Annotated in this window: 15 protein-coding genes; 5 read left to right on the forward strand and 10 right to left on the reverse strand. The window is 65.6% G+C overall.

The window, feature by feature from the left end; translation table 11 throughout:
- The first annotated feature begins 8 nt into the window (after positions 1 to 8).
- The gene (gene fabB / locus B2X67_RS06600) at positions 9 to 1,226 is read left to right on the forward strand and encodes a beta-ketoacyl-ACP synthase I (protein WP_090231036.1); all 1,218 of its coding nucleotides are present in this window, start codon (positions 9 to 11) and stop codon (positions 1,224 to 1,226) included.
- Between the two features lie 187 nt (positions 1,227 to 1,413).
- Positions 1,414 to 2,184 carry a DODA-type extradiol aromatic ring-opening family dioxygenase gene (locus tag B2X67_RS06605; protein ID WP_286784999.1) on the forward strand — a complete coding sequence of 257 codons (771 nt, stop codon included), beginning with the start codon at positions 1,414 to 1,416 and terminating at the stop codon, positions 2,182 to 2,184.
- Positions 2,185 to 2,250: 66 nt separating this feature from the next.
- Here the strand turns inward: B2X67_RS06605 and B2X67_RS06610 are convergent, their stop codons facing one another.
- The 4 genes from B2X67_RS06610 to B2X67_RS06620 form a co-directional block, all read right to left on the reverse strand.
- On the reverse strand, positions 2,251 to 3,945 hold the full coding sequence (locus B2X67_RS06610) for a DEAD/DEAH box helicase (RefSeq protein ID WP_273231622.1): 1,695 nt from the start codon (positions 3,943 to 3,945) through the stop codon (positions 2,251 to 2,253).
- 404 nt (positions 3,946 to 4,349) lie between these two features.
- Complete coding sequence (locus B2X67_RS20800; protein ID WP_376747766.1) at positions 4,350 to 5,393, reverse strand: methyl-accepting chemotaxis protein; 1,044 nt, start codon at positions 5,391 to 5,393, stop codon at positions 4,350 to 4,352.
- A gap of 2 nt (positions 5,394 to 5,395) precedes the next feature.
- Positions 5,396 to 6,493, reverse strand: a complete 1,098-nt coding sequence (locus tag B2X67_RS20805) for a hypothetical protein (protein ID WP_376747765.1) — start codon at positions 6,491 to 6,493, stop codon at positions 5,396 to 5,398.
- 155 nt (positions 6,494 to 6,648) lie between these two features.
- Positions 6,649 to 7,398 carry a spermidine synthase gene (locus B2X67_RS06620; protein ID WP_286785000.1) on the reverse strand — a complete coding sequence of 250 codons (750 nt, stop codon included), beginning with the start codon at positions 7,396 to 7,398 and terminating at the stop codon, positions 6,649 to 6,651.
- Between the two features lie 142 nt (positions 7,399 to 7,540).
- Between B2X67_RS06620 and B2X67_RS06625 the strand changes: the two genes are divergently transcribed.
- A complete protein-coding gene (locus tag B2X67_RS06625; protein ID WP_286785001.1) occupies positions 7,541 to 8,887 on the forward strand; it encodes a class II 3-deoxy-7-phosphoheptulonate synthase in 1,347 nt (448 codons plus the stop codon).
- A gap of 4 nt (positions 8,888 to 8,891) precedes the next feature.
- Here B2X67_RS06625 and B2X67_RS06630 read toward each other — a convergent pair whose 3' ends face one another.
- The 3 genes from B2X67_RS06630 to B2X67_RS06640 form a co-directional block, all read right to left on the reverse strand.
- Positions 8,892 to 10,097, reverse strand: a complete 1,206-nt coding sequence (locus B2X67_RS06630; protein WP_286785002.1) for a winged helix-turn-helix domain-containing protein — start codon at positions 10,095 to 10,097, stop codon at positions 8,892 to 8,894.
- On the reverse strand, positions 10,084 to 11,025 hold the full coding sequence (locus B2X67_RS06635; protein WP_286785003.1) for a DMT family transporter: 942 nt from the start codon (positions 11,023 to 11,025) through the stop codon (positions 10,084 to 10,086). The genes B2X67_RS06630 and B2X67_RS06635 overlap by 14 nt, the downstream gene beginning before the upstream one ends.
- Before the next feature lie 162 nt (positions 11,026 to 11,187).
- Positions 11,188 to 11,442 carry a DUF1127 domain-containing protein gene (locus B2X67_RS06640; protein ID WP_286785004.1) on the reverse strand — a complete coding sequence of 85 codons (255 nt, stop codon included), beginning with the start codon at positions 11,440 to 11,442 and terminating at the stop codon, positions 11,188 to 11,190.
- Positions 11,443 to 11,644: 202 nt separating this feature from the next.
- On the opposite strand from B2X67_RS06640, the gene B2X67_RS06645 reads away from it, so the two are divergent.
- Positions 11,645 to 12,499 (forward strand): LysR substrate-binding domain-containing protein, encoded by an 855-nt coding sequence (locus tag B2X67_RS06645; protein WP_090231044.1) that lies wholly within the window; start codon positions 11,645 to 11,647, stop codon positions 12,497 to 12,499.
- 12 nt (positions 12,500 to 12,511) lie between these two features.
- Here B2X67_RS06645 and B2X67_RS06650 read toward each other — a convergent pair whose 3' ends face one another.
- Both B2X67_RS06650 and B2X67_RS06655 read right to left on the reverse strand, forming a co-directional pair.
- Entirely contained in the window at positions 12,512 to 13,258 is a 747-nt protein-coding gene (locus B2X67_RS06650) for a sulfite exporter TauE/SafE family protein (RefSeq protein ID WP_286785025.1), read from the reverse strand.
- Positions 13,259 to 13,358: 100 nt separating this feature from the next.
- Positions 13,359 to 14,531 carry a mandelate racemase/muconate lactonizing enzyme family protein gene (locus B2X67_RS06655; protein ID WP_286785005.1) on the reverse strand — a complete coding sequence of 391 codons (1,173 nt, stop codon included), beginning with the start codon at positions 14,529 to 14,531 and terminating at the stop codon, positions 13,359 to 13,361.
- Between the two features lie 100 nt (positions 14,532 to 14,631).
- Between B2X67_RS06655 and B2X67_RS06660 the strand changes: the two genes are divergently transcribed.
- The gene (locus tag B2X67_RS06660) at positions 14,632 to 15,501 is read left to right on the forward strand and encodes a LysR family transcriptional regulator (RefSeq protein ID WP_286785006.1); all 870 of its coding nucleotides are present in this window, start codon (positions 14,632 to 14,634) and stop codon (positions 15,499 to 15,501) included.
- A 59-nt stretch (positions 15,502 to 15,560) separates the two neighbouring features.
- Here the strand turns inward: B2X67_RS06660 and efp are convergent, their stop codons facing one another.
- On the reverse strand, positions 15,561 to 16,127 hold the full coding sequence (efp, locus tag B2X67_RS06665) for an elongation factor P (protein WP_090231047.1): 567 nt from the start codon (positions 16,125 to 16,127) through the stop codon (positions 15,561 to 15,563).
- Positions 16,128 to 16,178 lie beyond the last annotated feature (51 nt).

The following is a 16,178-nucleotide window of genomic DNA, read 5'->3' on the forward strand; positions in this document are numbered from 1 at the left end:
TTATCCGCATGCGCCGCGTCGTAATCACCGGTCTGGGTATCGTTTCCTGCCTGGGCAATGACAAAGACACCGTCTCAGCCAACTTGCGCGCCGGCCGTGCAGGGATCCGCTTCAACCCGGAATACGCCGAGATGGGCCTGCGCAGCCACGTCTCCGGCTCGGTGCAGCTGAACCTCGAAGAACTGATCGACCGCAAGCTGTTCCGTTTCATGGGCGATGCCGCCGCCTACGCCTACCTGGCGATGCAGCAGGCCATCGAAGACGCCGGCCTGAGCGAGGAGCAGATCTCCTCGCCGCGCGTCGGCCTGATCGCCGGTTCCGGCGGTGCCTCGACGCTGAACCAGATGGAAGCCATCGACACGCTGCGCGAGAAAGGCGTCAAGCGCATCGGCCCATACCGCGTCACCCGCACCATGGGCAGCACCGTTTCCGCCTGCCTGGCCACGCCGTTCAAGATCAAGGGCGTCAACTTCTCGATCTCCTCGGCCTGCGCCACCAGCGCGCACTGCATCGGCAGCGCCATGGAGCAGATCCAGCTGGGCAAGCAGGACATGGTCTTCGCCGGCGGCGGTGAAGAAGAGCACTGGAGCCAGAGCTGCCTGTTCGACGCCATGGGCGCCCTCTCCACCCAGTACAACGACACGCCGGAAAAAGCCTCGCGCGCCTACGACGCCAAGCGTGACGGTTTCGTCATCGCCGGTGGCGGCGGCATGGTGGTGGTCGAGGAACTCGAACACGCCCTCAAGCGCGGCGCGAAGATCTACGCCGAAATCGTTGGCTACGGCGCCACCTCCGACGGCTACGACATGGTCGCGCCGAGCGGCGAAGGTGCGCTGCGCTGCATGCAGCTGGCGATGAGCACCGTCGACCAGCCGATCGACTACCTGAACACCCACGGCACCTCGACGCCGGTGGGTGACGTCGCCGAGATCAAGGCCGTGCGCAACATGTTCGGTGACAAGGCCCCGGCGATCAGCTCCACCAAGAGCCTGTCCGGTCACTCCCTCGGTGCCGCCGGCGTCCAGGAAGCGATCTACTGCATGCTGATGATGGAAGGCAACTTCATGGCCGGATCGGCCAACATCGACGAGCTGGACGCCGAGGTCGGCGACCTGCCGATCCTGCTAAAGACCCGCGAGAACGCCAAGATCGACACAGTGATGAGCAACAGCTTCGGCTTCGGCGGCACCAACGCCACCCTGGTGCTGAAACGCTTCCAGAACTGATCGATCGCGATGACGAAAACGGCGCCCAAGGGCGCCGTTTTTCATTGTCGCGACGCATGTCGCCCATCGTCACCACCCTCGCTCCGTCGCGCTCTGCATCGGCGAATTCGTTCATACGCATTGGAATTTTCCGCTGGAAACACCGCGCGGCGCTGCCGAAGATGAAGGCCTGATCAAGGAGTTCACCATGCTGCCCAGCCTGTTCATTTCCCACGGTTCGCCGATGCTCGCGCTGGAACCCGGCGCCAGTGGTCCGGCCCTGGCGCGCCTGGCCGCCAGCCTTCCGCGCCCGCGAGCGGTGCTGGTGGTATCCGCGCACTGGGAAAGCCCCGACCTGCTGGTCGGCAATGCCGTGCAGCCGGAAACCTGGCACGACTTCTACGGCTTCCCGCCGGCGTTGTACGCCGTCGACTACCCGGCACCGGGCGCGCCGGGCCTGGCCGACGAGGTGATCGCGCAGCTCCGCCAGGCCGGGCTCGATGCCCAGCTCGACCCGCAGCGCCCCCGCGACCACGGTGCCTGGGTGCCGCTGCGGCTGATGTACCCGCAGGCGGATATCCCGGTGCTGCAGCTTTCCCTGCCGTCGCGTCGCGGCCCAGCCTTCCAGCAGCAGGTCGGGCGCGCGCTCGCCGCCCTGCGTGAGAGCGACGTGCTGCTCGTTGGCTCCGGGAGCATCACCCATAACCTTGGCGAACTGGACTGGCACGCCGGGCCGGACCGCATCGAGCCCTGGGCGAGCGCGTTTCGCGACTGGATGGTCGAGCGCCTGGCCGGCGACGACGAGGCCGCGCTGCTCGACTACCGTCGCCAGGCGCCATTCGCGGTGCGCAATCACCCCAGCGATGAACACCTGCTGCCGCTGTATTTCGCCCGCGCGGCTGGCGGGCCGGCGTTCAGCGTCGCGCACGCCGGCTTCACCCTAGGCGCACTGGGGATGGACATCTACCGCTTCGACTGAGCGCAGCACTTTCCAGCACCCATGAAAAAGCCCCGCAACGGCGGGGCTTTTTCGTTCAGCGAAGGATCAATCCTCGCGATAGCGACGCAGCTTCAGCTGCTTGCCGGCAACACGGGTGTCCTTGAGCTTGCCCAGGAGGCGGTCCAGGCCGTCTTCCGGCAGCTCCACCAGGCTGAAGCTCTCGCGGATCTGGATGCGGCCAATGGCTTCGCGAGCCAGACCACCCTCGTTGAGGATGGCGCCGAGGAGGTTCTTCGCGGCGATGCCGTCGCGAGTACCCAGCGCGGTGCGGCAACGCACGCGACCTTCAGCCAGCGGAACCGGCGCACGGCGTTCGCCGCTGCGCTCGCCATCACGCTCACGGCGTTCGCGCGGAGCGCTGGAGCTCGGCACCAGCGGCTGCTCGCGCTCGACTTCGGCAAGGGTCAGCGCCTGGCCGTTGGTGGCCTTGCGCAGCAGCGCTGCGGCGAGTGCACGCGGGCTGCAGCCGATGTCGGCGATCAGACGGTCGAGCAGATCGCCGTGGCTGGCTTCGGCATCGGCCACCAGGGGCGAAAGGCTGGTGGTCAGCTTGCGGATGCGCGCATCGAGCACCTGCTGGTTGTCGGGCAGGCGCACCTCGGCGACTTTCTGCCCGGTGACGCGCTCGATGACCTGCAGCATGCGGCGCTCACGCGGAGTGACCAGCAGCAGCGCGCGACCGGCACGCCCGGCGCGGCCGGTACGGCCGATGCGGTGCACGTAGGACTCCGGATCGTAGGGCATGTCGACGTTCATCACGTGGGTGATGCGCGGCACGTCCAGGCCACGGGCGGCGACGTCGGTGGCGACGACGATGTCCAGACGGCCATCCTTGAGCGATTCGATTACGCGCTCACGCTGGTTCTGCGCGATGTCGCCGTTCAGTGCCGCCACCTTGTAGCCCTTGGCTTCCAGCGCCGACGCGAGGTCCAGGGTGGCCTGCTTGGTGCGCACGAAGGCGATCAGGGCGTCGAAGTCCTCGACCTCCAGCAGACGGCAGACGGCAGCGACTTTCTGGTCGGCATGCACCATCAGGTGCGCCTGCTCGATCGCGGTCACGGTCTGGGTCTTGGTCTCGATCTTGACGTGCTTCGGCTCTTTCAGGTGCTTTTCGGCGATGGAGCGGATCGAGTGCGGCAGCGTGGCGGAGAACAGCACGCTCTGGCGGGACTCCGGCATGGCCTGGAAGATCACTTCGAGGTCGTCCATGAAGCCGAGCTTGAGCATTTCGTCCGCTTCGTCGAGCACCAGGTGCTGGATGGTCGACAGAACCTTCTCGTCACGACGCAGGTGGTCGACCAGGCGACCCGGCGTGGCGACGATGACCTGGGCGCCCTGGCGGATAGCCTTGAGCTGCGGGCCCATCGGCGCGCCGCCGTAGACGGCGATGACGTTCAGGCCGGGCATCTGCTTGGCGTAGGTTTCGAACGCGGTGGCGACCTGCAGGGCCAGTTCGCGGGTCGGCGCGAGGATCAGCGCCTGGGGTTCTTTCTTGGCCGGGTCGATGCGCGACAGGATCGGCAGGGCGAAAGCCGCGGTCTTGCCGGTACCGGTCTGCGCCTGGCCGATCATGTCGTGGCCGGCGAGGATCACCGGAATCGACTGCAATTGGATGGCCGACGGCTCTTCGTAGCCGGTTGCGATAACCGCTGCGAGTACGTTGGGATTGAGTCCGAGCGCGGCGAAGCCGCCGAGTTCCTGGGTCATGGGTCTGCCTCGTGTGCATCCGCAAAGACCCATTGCTCCAAGGCTGCACATGCCGTGTAGGACCTTTTGGGTCACCCTGGCAGCCTGGTCGGCGAGAATTTGCGAGAACGCGTGATGAATGAATGAAACTAGATGCCCGCCTTGCGTGTGCAACCGAAGCAGCGCTTCGTGAGGTGCACAGTAACGGGGCCGGCTTTACGGCGGGCGCGCATCATACCGGAAAAACCTGACCTGTGGGCAGGTTTTTTCGATGGACGACGCGTACTTAGCCAACGCCGAAGCAAGTCCTGCTACTGCCCGCCCCCGGATCGAACGCCTCGGTGGCGAACCATTCTGACCCGCGCGTCGCGCGAAGATTCAGCAGGGCGGCCTGAAGTCCCCAGGCTAGAGGCCTTCGGACATCAGGCGTGGCCGCCTCCCTGGAGTCGCCATCCGCCTCAGTAGGCGGCCGACAAGCCTGCCACCGAGCTGACCTCGAACTGGCCGACCAGCTTCTGCAGCTTGTTGGCATTCAGCCGCACGGTTTCGGCGCTGTTCTGCAGCACGATGACGGTCTGGCGCATTTCTCCGGACGCCTGGTCGACCTGCTGGATGGTCTTGCCGTAGTCCAGGCTGCTCTCGTTGAGCTGCTGGATGATGTTGAACATCCGCTCGACCGCCTGATGCAACTGGACGTTCTCCGACGAGGCTTCTTCAGCCAGGCGCAGGCTGTCGTCGACATCCTTCACGCCCTCCTCCATGAACGCCACGGCCTGCTGCGTTTCTCCCTGCAGCCCTTCGACCACCTGGCGTATCTCCTCCGCCGCCTTGGACGTGCGCGCCGCCAGGGTGCGTACCTCGTCGGCGACCACCGCGAAACCGCGTCCATGGTCGCCAGCACGCGCGGCCTCGATGGCGGCGTTGAGGGCCAGCAGGTTGGTCTGGTTGGTGATGTCCGAAATCAGCCCGACGATGCTGCCGATCTGCGACATGCGGCTGTCGAGCATCCGCACGCTACTGGACGAGCGCTCGACCACGTCGCGGATGTTCTGCGTGCCGGCGCGCACGGCCTGGAACTGCTCGCGGGCGCGGCCGACCACCTCGTCCATCGCCCGCTTCATCTCTTCCGCGGTCATCGACGCCTGCTGGATTTCGCCCAGTTGTCCCTCGACGATGACCATCATGCGGTGGACCGCCTCCGCGACCTCGCCGGACGTCATGTTCGCCTCCTGGCTGCGCCCGAGCATCATCTCGTTGGTCCTGCCGACGGTGAGGGACGCATTGATCACCTGCCCGACGATACCGTCCAGGTTATCGATGAAGCTGTTGATCCAGCGTCCCATGTCGCCGGTCTCGTCGTTCGCCATGTGCGCGACGTCCAGGCGCTGGCTGAGGTTGCCTTCGCCCTCGGCGAGCGTGCGGATGACCCCGGTGAGCTCGTTCATCCGTGCCGCCAGCCGCCTCGGCCCCAGGGTGGAGAACAGCAACGCGGCGAACAGCATGCTCAGCAGTTGCAACCCGTCGATCCAGGCCAGGCTGAGGCCGCTGTAGTGCTGCACGATGAAATTGCAGCCGAGCACCCCAGCATGGTGAAGACGTAAGGCTTCATCAGGTTGAAGCTCAGGGAGCGGCGTCGATAGACCTCTTCCAGGTCCGCCTCGCACATCATTCCCCAGCGGTCCGGCGAGCCGGGCAACTGGAAGGTAACGCCCTTGCCGATCACCGGAATGTGCCGGTAATCCGAGTAGCCGGGATAGGTGACGAACAGGTTCGAGCCGTTGCGGATGGTCTCGCGCACGCCGGGGTGCAACTGCTTGGTCGCCGGGTCGATGAAGCGCAGCTCCAGCTCGGTGTGGCGCTGGATGCGCACCGGGCCCCAATCGGTATTGACGCCGCTGCGCAGGTTTTCGCCGAGGGTGAAGGTGTCATCCTCGAAGCGCGAGCGGGACAGCGCCACGCCCGGCTGGATGGAGGGGTCGAAATTCGAACGCACCATGAACAGGTAGTTGTCGCCGGACTCCGTATAGATGTGCCCGGCCTCGCGCTGGATCAGATCGCCCAGCACATCGTTCGGCACGCGGCCACACAGGCAGCCCAGGGTGGTGCCGTCGAGCACCAGCGGCTGATAGAACATCAGCGTCACTTCATCGTGGAAGCGCGAGGAGGAAGGCCCGATCTTCAGAGTCAGCGGATCGGTGTAGGGGCCGTGCAGAAAAGGCTGCCTGAGTCCCTGCGACAGTGCACGCGGGTCGAGATCCTTGCCGTTGCAGTGCGCCTGGTGCGTCGAGGCGATCACCTCGCCACCTGGCGAGACGACGAAAAGCTCCGAGAAATCCCTGGCCTGGAGCAGTTTTTCGCCAAGTACGCGCGGGTCCAGGGTGTCGAACTCGCGGGCTAGGGTGGTCGCCAGCTCGGCCAGGTGGTCCCACTGTTCCTGCGTCCAGTTCTGCAGGAGCTTCACGCGGGTCTCGGCGATGCCCTCGAACGTCTGCTCGATAATGGGATAGATCGATCGGTTGGCGCGGCAGGCCCAGCCCATCGCCAGTTTCCCGGTCTTGCCGAACACCGGTAACCAGCTTTTTTCCGCGGAGGTTAGTTGCATGGATTCACTGCGAAGATACATGGCCCGACTCCTTGACTTCTGCGAACAAGGCACATCGAATCTGATATCAATGCGACATCATGCAGAGCAAGTTCCGGACCATTGCAGTCGGTTATGGGACGAGACCTGACACACGGCGGGTTCGACCCGCCGCTCTAGCTCGAGGGGCGCAACGCGGCGAGCAGCGAATCCAGCGAATAACCGAGCCGGCCTTCCAGTGCCTTGCAGCGCGCACGCAGGGCGTCCATGTCGAGCGACTGCTCGAGGTCGGCCGGCACCAGCAGGATGACGTTGCCCTCCTTCACCGGACACTCCCAGTAATGCCGATGGAAGAGGCCGCGCAGCAGCGCCGCGCCCAGCGGCTTGCCGTCGGTGGTGGCCCACTGGTTGATCACCAGCCAGCCGCCCGGATTGAGCTTGAGCTGGCAGGCTTCGAGGAATTTCCAGGCCAGGTGGCCGACGCCCGGCCCCTGGTCGGTATAAAGGTCGACGAAGATCAGGTCGGCGGTTTCCGCCGAGTCCAGCAAATCCAGCGCGTCGCCGATGCGGATGGTCAGCCGCGGATCGTCGGTCAGGCCGAGGAATTCCATGGCGAGCCGCGGCACGTCGGGGCGCAGCTCAATGACTTCGACATCCTCCAGCGGCAGGAAGCGCAGGCACGCCTGGGTCAGGTTGCCGGCACCCAGGCCGAGGAACAGCGCGGTTTCCGGCGCCTGGTGGCAGAGCGCGCCGATCAGCATGGCGCGGGTGTAGTCGTACTCCAGCCAACTCGGATCGCGGACGAACACGCAGCTCTGCTCGACCGAATCCCCGAATTCGAGGAAGCGATAATCGCCCACCTCCAGCACCCGGATCAGGCCGAAGTCGTCGTGCACTTCGGCCAGCAGGCGTTCCTCTCGTTCCATTCCCGACTCCTCGTTGGCTCGGCGCATCTTAGAGGCTGCGCGAGGCGATTTCACCCCGCCGCCATACAGGCGCTCTATCGGCGGCCCGGCGGATGATCGGTTACCATGCCGCACCGCCGCCCTTCGACGAACAGAGCACGCAATGAGCCAGACCTGGAGCCCCGATAGCTGGAGAAGCAAGCCGATCCAGCAGCAACCCGAATACCCCGACGCCGCGCACCTGGCACAGGTCGAGCGCACGCTGGCCAGCTACCCGCCGCTGGTGTTCGCCGGCGAGGCGCGCGAGCTGCGCCGGCAGTTCGCCGAGGTCACCCATGGTCGCGCCTTCCTGCTGCAGGGCGGCGATTGCGCGGAGAGCTTCTTCGAGTTCTCCGCGGCGAAGATTCGCGACACCTTCAAGGTGCTGCTGCAGATGGCCATCGTCATGACCTTCGCCGCCGGCTGCCCGGTGGTGAAGGTCGGACGCATGGCCGGGCAATTCGCCAAGCCGCGTTCCTCCGGCAACGAGACCATCGACGGTGTGACCCTGCCGGCGTACCGCGGCGACATCGTCAACGGCATCGGCTTCGACGAGAAGAGCCGCATCCCGGACCCGGAGCGCCTGCTGCAGGCCTATCACCAGTCAACCGCCAGCCTCAACCTGCTGCGCGCCTTCGCCCAGGGCGGTTTCGCCGACGTGCACCAGGTGCACAAGTGGAACCTGGATTTCATCGCCAATTCGGCGCTGACCGAACGCTACAGCCAGCTCGCCGACCGCATCGACGAGACCCTCGCGTTCATGCGCGCCTGCGGCCTGGACAGCGCACCGCAACTGCGCGAAGCGAGTTTCTTCACCGCTCACGAGGCGCTGCTGCTGAACTACGAGGAAGCCTTCGTCCGTCGCGACAGCCTGACCGGCGAATGCTACGACTGCTCGGCGCACATGCTCTGGATCGGCGACCGCACGCGCCAACTGGACGGTGCCCACGTGGAATTCCTCAGCGGCGTCGGCAACCCCATCGGCGTCAAGGTCGGTCCGAGCATGGACACCGACGAGCTGATCCGCCTGATCGACATCCTCAACCCGGAGAACGATCCGGGCCGCCTCAACCTGATCGTGCGCATGGGCGCGGATAAGGTCGAAGCCAATCTGCCGCGCCTGGTTCGCGCCGTGCAGGGCGAAGGCCGCCAGGTGCTGTGGAGTTCCGACCCCATGCACGGCAATACCATCAAGGCGTCCAGCGGCTACAAGACACGCGACTTCGCGCAGATTCTCGGCGAGGTGAGGCAGTTCTTCGACGTGCACCAGGCCGAGGGCAGCTACGCCGGCGGCATCCACATCGAGATGACCGGGCAGAACGTCACCGAATGCATCGGCGGCGCCCGGCCGATCACCGAGGACGGTCTATCGGATCGCTACCACACCCATTGCGACCCGCGGCTCAATGCCGACCAGTCGCTGGAACTGGCCTTCATGATCGCCGAGACGCTGAAACAGGTTCGCCGCTGAGCTTCTAGAGCGCGGCCCGGAGCCGCGCGTCCAGCTCTCCACTGCCGGTCAACGCCACCTCCGGCAGGCCCAGCCAGCCGGCCATCGCTCGTAGCTGGCCGGCGAGCGCGGCCAGCGCCGCATCGTCCAACCCCGTACTTTCCGCATGCACGCCGTGCACCGCCAGGCGGCCATGGGCGCGCTCGGCGCGCAGGTCGACGCGGCCGACGAGGCGTTCGCCGTGCAGGAACGGCAGCACGTAGTAGCCGTACACGCGCTTGTGCGCCGGGGTGTAGATCTCCAGCCGGTAGCGGAAATCGAACAGCCGTTCGGTGCGCGCCCGCTCCCAGACCAGCGAATCGAACGGCGACAGCAGCGCGCTGGCCTCCACCTTGCGCGGGATACGCGGCTCGCCGAGGCAGTACGCCGGCGTCTGCCAGCCCTCGACGCTGAAGCGCCGGAACGTGCCGGCCTCGACCAGCTCCGCCAGACGCGCCTTGCTGTCCGCCGGGGTCAGCCGGAAATAGTCGCGCAGGTCCTTTTCCGTGGCGACACCCAGCGCCTGCATCGTATGCAGCAGCAGGCCGCGTTGCGCCTGCGCCGTCTCCAGTTCGGGCGCGTTGACCAGCGCCGCGGGCAACACGCGCTCGGTCAGGTCGTAGAGACGCTCGAAGCCCCGGCGCCCGGCGACGCTCACCTGGCCGGCGGCGAACAGCCATTCCAGCGCGGCCTTTTCCTTGCTCCAGTCCCACCAGGGGCCGGCCTTCTCCACCCGTTTGGCGAGCGCGCCGGCGCCCAGCGGCCCCTGTTCGCGCACCGTCTGCAGCACCTGGGCGATGGCCTGCGGATGCTCGCGGCCGAAACGCGACAGCCAGTCATAGATTCCGATGCCCTGCTCGGCGCGGCGCATCCGCCAACGCAGCAGCGGGTAGAAGCCGAGAGGTAGCAGCGAGGCCTCATGGCCCCAGTATTCGAACAGCGAACGGCGTCGTTTCGGACCCCAGGCCAGTTCCTCGAGCAGCGCGGCGGGATAGTCGCCCAGGCGGGAGAACAGCGGCAGGTAGTGCGAGCGCACCAGCGCGTTGACCGAGTCAATCTGCAACACGCCGAGGCGTTCGATCAGCCCGCGCACGCGGCGCGTGTCGAGCGTCCCGATCGGCTTGCCGAACTGCTGGGCCGACAATGCCAGGCGCCGGGCCTGCTTCAGCGAGAGCGAATCACTGCCGCGCATCGGCGCTCCCGACTGCCCGCAGGCGAAACGCCTTGCGTAGCAAGGCCTCGCCATTCACCAGGCCGATACCGGCCAGCACCAGCAGCGCGGCGGCGATGAAGCTGGGCGCCAGTTTTTCGCCGAGGATCATCACACCGAAGCTGACACCGAACAGCGGGGTCATGAAGGTGAACACGCCGAGGTTCGCCGCGCGATAGCGGCGCAGCAGCCAGAACCACATGAAGAAGCTGAAGAAGGACACGACCAGTCCCTGGAACATCAGGCTGGCGACGCTGATGCCGGTCAGCCGGACATGATCCAGTTGCCCGCTCAGCGCGGCGTAGGCCAGCAGCAAGACCACCGCCATCGACAGCTGGTAGAACAGTGTCAGGCTCGGCGGTGCGTCGGACAGTTTCGAGCAGCGCACCACTACCGTGGTCGCGCCCCACGCCAGCCCCGCCAGCACCCCGAGGGCATCGCCGATCAGCACGCTCGAACCCATCGCCCGGCTGAAGCCGCCACTGAAGGCCACGCCGATGCCGATGAAACACAGGCCGATGCCCATCCACTGCAAGGGACGCAGGCGTTCGGTGGGCTGCAGCAGGTGCAGGCCCAGCGCGGAGAAGATCGGCGCGGTGTAGAGGAACACCACCATGTGGGAGGCCGAGGTGTATTGCAGCCCCACGGCGACCAGGCAGAACTCCAGGGCGAACAGCGAACCGGCGAGCATGCCGACCGCGCGCGTGCCCTTCCCCGTGGCCCAGGCGCCGCTCCAGCACAGCGGAATCAGCATCAGCAACCCAGAGATGACCGAACGCAGCGCCACCTGCATGACGGGCGCGATGTCGCCGGCGGCCAGCTTGATCGACACCTGCTGGCCACCCCAGATCGCGCAGAGCAGCACCATCAGGAGGAATGCCTGGACATCGGCATTCTTGCGTCCGCTCATCGACGGACTCCGGCCAGGCAGGAGGGAACGGCTTGGAACGACACGCGGATACCCTTGTTGGAGGCTGACGGGAAAGAACCCTCGCGGAGAACCTGTTCACGATCCGGGAACGTCGCAACTGACGCGGTCGTGAACAGTTTCCGAGGGGCGGCAAGAATAACCTCAATCATGCGGCCGGTCGTCCCTGAGCACGTCGCTCTCCGCCGGGCCGTCCCAGAACGGGCGATGGATTTCCTGCTCGATATCGGCGCGGGAGAGACCGAGGTCCTTCAACGTCGCCTCGCCCAGGGTCGCGAGACGATGACGCTGTACCGAGAGCGCGTGCCAGGACCTGACGCGTTGTGCCAGCCGCCGCCACAGCGGCAGGTAAGACGTTGGGCGCACTACCAGGGCGTAGCCTTGCTGTTGTTTTTTCATGCTGCCTCCGAGCGGAACGGGTCCGCGGACCGATTGATTCGTCCAGGAATCTATCCGGCGAAAGCCCGGAGCTCTTGGACGATCCTGCACGCCCGACACCGAATCGACTGCATATCGGAGAAGGGATTGGCAACAGTCTCAGCCCCGGCATAAGATCAATCCAACGAATGTTTCTTATACGTCGCATCTTGGAGATTGATGAATGAGCAGCTTCCCCAGCATCGATACCGAGTTGCTGCGAACCTTCGTCGCGATCGCCGACAACGGCGGCTTCACCCGTGCGGCGAAGATGGTCAACCGCACGCAGTCGGCGGTGAGCATGCAGATGAAGCGGCTGGAGGAAGACGTGCTGCAGCGTTCGCTGTTCGCCCGCGACGGGCGGCAGATCCGGCTGACGGCGGAAGGCCAGGTGCTGCTGGGTTTCGCCCGGCGAATCCTCAAGCTGCATGGCGAGGTGTTCACCACGCTGCGCGAACCGCACATGATCGGCGCCGTGCGCATCGGCACGCCGGACGACTACGTGATGCGCTTTCTGCCGGGAATCCTGTCGCGCTTCGCCCAGGCCTATCCACTGGTGCAGGTGGACGTGCATTGCGAATCCTCGCTGCAGCTGTTGCAGCGGCAGGACCTCGACCTGACCATCGTCACCCGTGAGCCGGGCAAGGAAATCGGCCAACTGCTGCGCCAGGAGCGCTTCGTCTGGGCCGAAGCCAACGGCTTCACGCCGCACGAGCAGAACCCGATTCCCCTGGCGATGTTCAACACCGACTGTTTCTGCCGCGACTGGGCTTGCAACGCGCTGACCAGCCTCGACCGGCCCTACCGCATCGCCTACACCAGCCCGAGCCTGTCGGCGATCATGGCGGTGGTCAGCGCCGGGCTGGCCGTCACCGCGCAGTTGCAGAGCCTGATCACCGCGGACATGCGCATCCTCGGCGAGGCCGAGGGGCTCTGCGAGTTGCCGGTGGCTAACATCATGCTGCTGCGCAACGCCTCGAGCCAGGGACCGATTACCGAATGCCTGGCCGAACACATCGCCGAAGGCTTCAAGCTCTGAGCGACGCGGCGCTCACTTGAGATAGAGCGCCACCGCACTGATCACCAGGAACAGGCAGAAACCGGCCCGCAGTGCCTGCTCCGGCAACGTATGCGCCAGGCGCACACCCCAGCTGATGCTGAGCAGCCCGCCGATGGCCATCGGGATGCCCAGCGCCCAGTCCACGTCGCCATGCAGCGCATAGCTGACCAGCGTCACGAAGGTGCTCGGCAAGGCCAGCGCCAGGGAAAGCCCCTGGGCGACCACCTGGGAGGCGCCGAACAGGCTGGTCAGCCCCGGCGTGGCGACCACCGCGCTGCCCACCGCCATCAACCCGCCCATCACGCCGGCAATCGCACCCAGTACGGCGAGCGCGAACAGCCCGTGGCGCAACTGCGCACCGCCCGAGGGCGCGCGGGTGACCAGTCGATAGAAGTTGTAGAAGGCCAGGACCAGCAGGAACACCACGAAGAACAGGCGCATCACCTCGGCCGGCAGGCTCAGCGCCAGGCGCGATGCCAGCAGCGCGCAGCTAAGGCCGGGAATCGCCAGCGCGGCGGCCTGGCGAAGGTCGATGCGGTTGTGCTGGTTGTAGCGCCAGACCGCGAGCACCACATTGGGCACCACCATCACCAGCGCCGTGCCCTGCGCCATCTGCTGGTCCAGACCGAAGAACAGGCCGATCACCGGAATCGCGATCAGGCCACCGCCGATCCCGAACAGCCCCCCGATGGTGCCGAGCACCAGGCCCAGTAACAGATCCAACAGCACGCCCAGCACAGTCATTATTGTTATCCCGAAAAAAAGCGGGTCATCCTACCGCAAATGCACGGCAGGTTGACCCGCGATGGCGTTCGCCTTTCCGCCCGCTGTCGATGCGTCAGGCACCCTCGCCCAGTTCGCGCATCACTGTGTACAAGGCCGACTTGGCCTCGAAGCCGACGCCCGGAATGTCCGGCAGGCCGACGTAGCCGTTCTCGACGCGGATGCCGTCGGCGAAACCACCGAACGGCTGGAACACATCGGGGTACGACTCGTTGCCGCCCAGGTGCAGGCCGGCGGCGATGTTCAGCGACATCTGGTGACCGCCGTGCGGTACCACGCGGCGCGACGACCAGCCCAGCTCGTCCATGACTTCCAGCGTGCGCAAGTACTCGACCAGCCCGTAGGACAGCGCGCAGTCGAACTGCAGGAAGTCGCGTTCCGGGTTCATGCCGCCGTGACGCAGCAGATTGCGCGCGTCCTGATGGGAGAACAGGTTCTCGCCGGTGGCCATCGGCCGGTCATAGCGCTTAGACAGTTCGGCCTGCAGCGCGTAGTCCAGCGGGTCGCCTGCCTCTTCGTACCAGAACAGGTTGTAGGGCTTCATCGCTTCGGCATAGGCGATGGCGGTTTTCAGGTCGAAGCGCCCGTTGGCGTCCACGCACAGGCGCTGGCCGTCGCCGACCACATCGAGCACCGCTTCGATGCGGCTGATGTCCTCGTCGAGCGAAACGGCGCCGATCTTCATCTTCACCGTGCTGTAGCCGCGATCCAGATAGCCGCGCATCTCATCCTGCAGCTTGGAGTGGTCCTTGCCCGGGTAGTAGTAGCCACCGGCGGCGTAGACCCACACCTTGTCGTCGGCCACGCCGCCGCGATAACGCTCGGCGAGCAGGCGATAGAGCGGCTTGCCGGCGATCTTCGCCACCGCGTCCCATACCGCCATGTCGATAGTACCGACCGCCACCGAACGCTCGCCGTGGCCACCGGGCTTCTCGTTGGTCATCAGGGTCTTCCAGATGGCGAACGGATCGAGGTTGTCGTTGGCGTGGTCGATCAGGCTTTCCGGATCGGCTTCGGCGATGCGCGCGAGAAAGCGGTCGCGCATCAGCGCGCCCTGCCCATAGCGCCCGTTGGAGTTGAAGCCGTAGCCGATCACCGGCTTGCCGTCGCGGATCACGTCGGTGACCACCGCGACCACCGAGCAGGTCATCTTGGAGAAATCGATGTAGGCGTTGGCGATGGGCGATGCGATGGACGCAGTCTTTTCGCGGATTTCGACGATGCGCATGGGAGCGGCCTCTTGTTGTAGAGGCCCGGACAGTAAGGCTTGTGAGCGCGCGACGACCAATGCTAAAAATGCGCCGCCCCATGCAGCCACGGCATCACCCATGGAATTGATCTGGTTGGAAGATTTCGCGGCCCTCGCCGAGCACGGCAACTTCTCGCGGGCCGCCGAGGCGCGACACGTCACCCAGCCGGCCTTCAGCCGGCGCATCCGCGCGCTGGAAAACTGGATGGGTGCCGAACTGTTCGAGCGCAGCGTGCACGGCGCCAACCTGACCGACGCCGGCCGCCAGGTGCTCGGTGGCGCCCGGGACCTGACCCGTCGCCTGCAGCAATTGCGCAGCGAGGCGCAGGAAGTCGCCGGCAAGGCCGCCAGGACGCTGCAGTTCGCCGCGACCCACTCGCTGTCGTTCACTTTCTTCCCGCGCTGGATTCGGCGCGCCGAGCGCGGTGCGCCGATCGAGGCCGTGCGCCTGCTGTCCGACAGCATGGCCAACTGCGAACAGATGCTGCTGCAGGGCCAGGTTCAATTCCTGTTGTGCCACGGCGACCCGCACGCCTCGCCGCTGTTCGAGCCCGAGCGTTTCCACAGCAAGGTGATTGGCAGCGACGTGCTGCAGCCATTGGTCAGCCCTGCGCTAGGGCCGGGCGATGCGACCGGCGCCCTTCCCTATCTGGCCTACAGCGCGGACTCGGGGCTCGGCCGGATCGTCGCCGCGCGGCTCGCCAGCCGGGCGACGCCGCACGCGCTCGACGCCCTGTTCAGCAGTCACCTCGCCGCCGTGCTGATGTCCATGGCGCTGGAAAACAAGGGCGTCGCCTGGCTACCGGAAAGCCTCGCCGAGGCGGAAGTCGCGGACGGCGCACTGATCCGCGCGTTCGACCAGGACTGGGACATCCCGCTGCAGATCCAGCTGATCCGCCCAAAGGCCCCGCTGAGCGATTTCGCCGAGGCGTTCTGGGCGCGTCTCTGACATTTGTGCAGGCATGAAAAAGCCCGGCACATGGCCGGGCTTTTTCGTCGCGACAAGGATCAGGCCTTGATGCGCGACTTGTACTCGCCGGTACGGGTATCGATCTCGATCGAGTCGCCGATTTCGCAGAACGCGGAAACCTGCAGCTCGGCGCCGTTGTTAAGGCGTGCGGTCTTCATCACCTTGCCAGAGGTATCGCCACGTACGGACGGCTCGGTGTAGGCGATCTGGCGAACGATGGTGGTCGGCAGTTCGACGGAGATGACCTTATCGCCGAAGAAGATCGCTTCGCAGACGTCGGTCATGCCGTCTTCGATGAAGGTCAGCACGCTTTCCAGGTCGTCTTTCTCGATCTCGTACTGGTTGAACTCGGTATCCATGAACACGTACAGCGGATCGGCGAAGTAGGAATAGGTCACTTCCTTGCGATCCAGAATGATCGGCTCAAGCTTGTCGTCGGCCTTGTACACGGTCTCGGTAGCGGAACCGTTGAGCAGGTTCTTCAGCTTCATCTTGACCACGGCGCTGTTGCGGCCGGACTTGTTGAACTCGGCTTTCTGGATGACCCAGGGAGCGCCGTTGATGTTGGCTACCTGGCCAGCGCGAAATTCTTGTGCGGTTTTCATACGGGATATCCGGTTGGATGAGTGACGAAAAATTGGCCGCCTATGATAGCC

It is taken from the genome of Pseudomonas sp. UBA3153 (assembly GCF_002364635.1).
Taxonomy (GTDB): Bacteria; Pseudomonadota; Gammaproteobacteria; order Pseudomonadales; family Pseudomonadaceae; genus Pseudomonas_O; species Pseudomonas_O kuykendallii.

Excerpts from the sequence above, each read along its gene's own strand:
- B2X67_RS06655 (WP_286785005.1), bottom strand. The coding sequence starts at position 14,531 with ATGCGCATCGTCGAAATCCGCGAAAAGACTGCGTCCATCGCATCGCCC.
- B2X67_RS06640 (WP_286785004.1), bottom strand. The coding sequence starts at position 11,442 with ATGAAAAAACAACAGCAAGGCTACGCCCTGGTAGTGCGCCCAACGTCT.
- B2X67_RS06620 (WP_286785000.1), bottom strand. The coding sequence starts at position 7,398 with ATGGAACGAGAGGAACGCCTGCTGGCCGAAGTGCACGACGACTTCGGC.
- B2X67_RS06660 (WP_286785006.1), top strand. The coding sequence starts at position 14,632 with ATGGAATTGATCTGGTTGGAAGATTTCGCGGCCCTCGCCGAGCACGGC.
- B2X67_RS06605 (WP_286784999.1), top strand. The coding sequence starts at position 1,414 with ATGCTGCCCAGCCTGTTCATTTCCCACGGTTCGCCGATGCTCGCGCTG.
- fabB (WP_090231036.1), top strand. The coding sequence starts at position 9 with ATGCGCCGCGTCGTAATCACCGGTCTGGGTATCGTTTCCTGCCTGGGC.
- B2X67_RS06625 (WP_286785001.1), top strand. The coding sequence starts at position 7,541 with ATGAGCCAGACCTGGAGCCCCGATAGCTGGAGAAGCAAGCCGATCCAG.
- B2X67_RS06610 (WP_273231622.1), bottom strand. The coding sequence starts at position 3,945 with ATGGGTCTTTGCGGATGCACACGAGGCAGACCCATGACCCAGGAACTC.
- B2X67_RS06645 (WP_090231044.1), top strand. The coding sequence starts at position 11,645 with ATGAGCAGCTTCCCCAGCATCGATACCGAGTTGCTGCGAACCTTCGTC.
- efp (WP_090231047.1), bottom strand. The coding sequence starts at position 16,127 with ATGAAAACCGCACAAGAATTTCGCGCTGGCCAGGTAGCCAACATCAAC.
- B2X67_RS06630 (WP_286785002.1), bottom strand. The coding sequence starts at position 10,097 with ATGCGCGGCAGTGATTCGCTCTCGCTGAAGCAGGCCCGGCGCCTGGCA.
- B2X67_RS20800 (WP_376747766.1), bottom strand. The coding sequence starts at position 5,393 with ATGCTGTTCGCCGCGTTGCTGTTCTCCACCCTGGGGCCGAGGCGGCTG.
- B2X67_RS20805 (WP_376747765.1), bottom strand. The coding sequence starts at position 6,493 with ATGCAACTAACCTCCGCGGAAAAAAGCTGGTTACCGGTGTTCGGCAAG.
- B2X67_RS06635 (WP_286785003.1), bottom strand. The coding sequence starts at position 11,025 with ATGAGCGGACGCAAGAATGCCGATGTCCAGGCATTCCTCCTGATGGTG.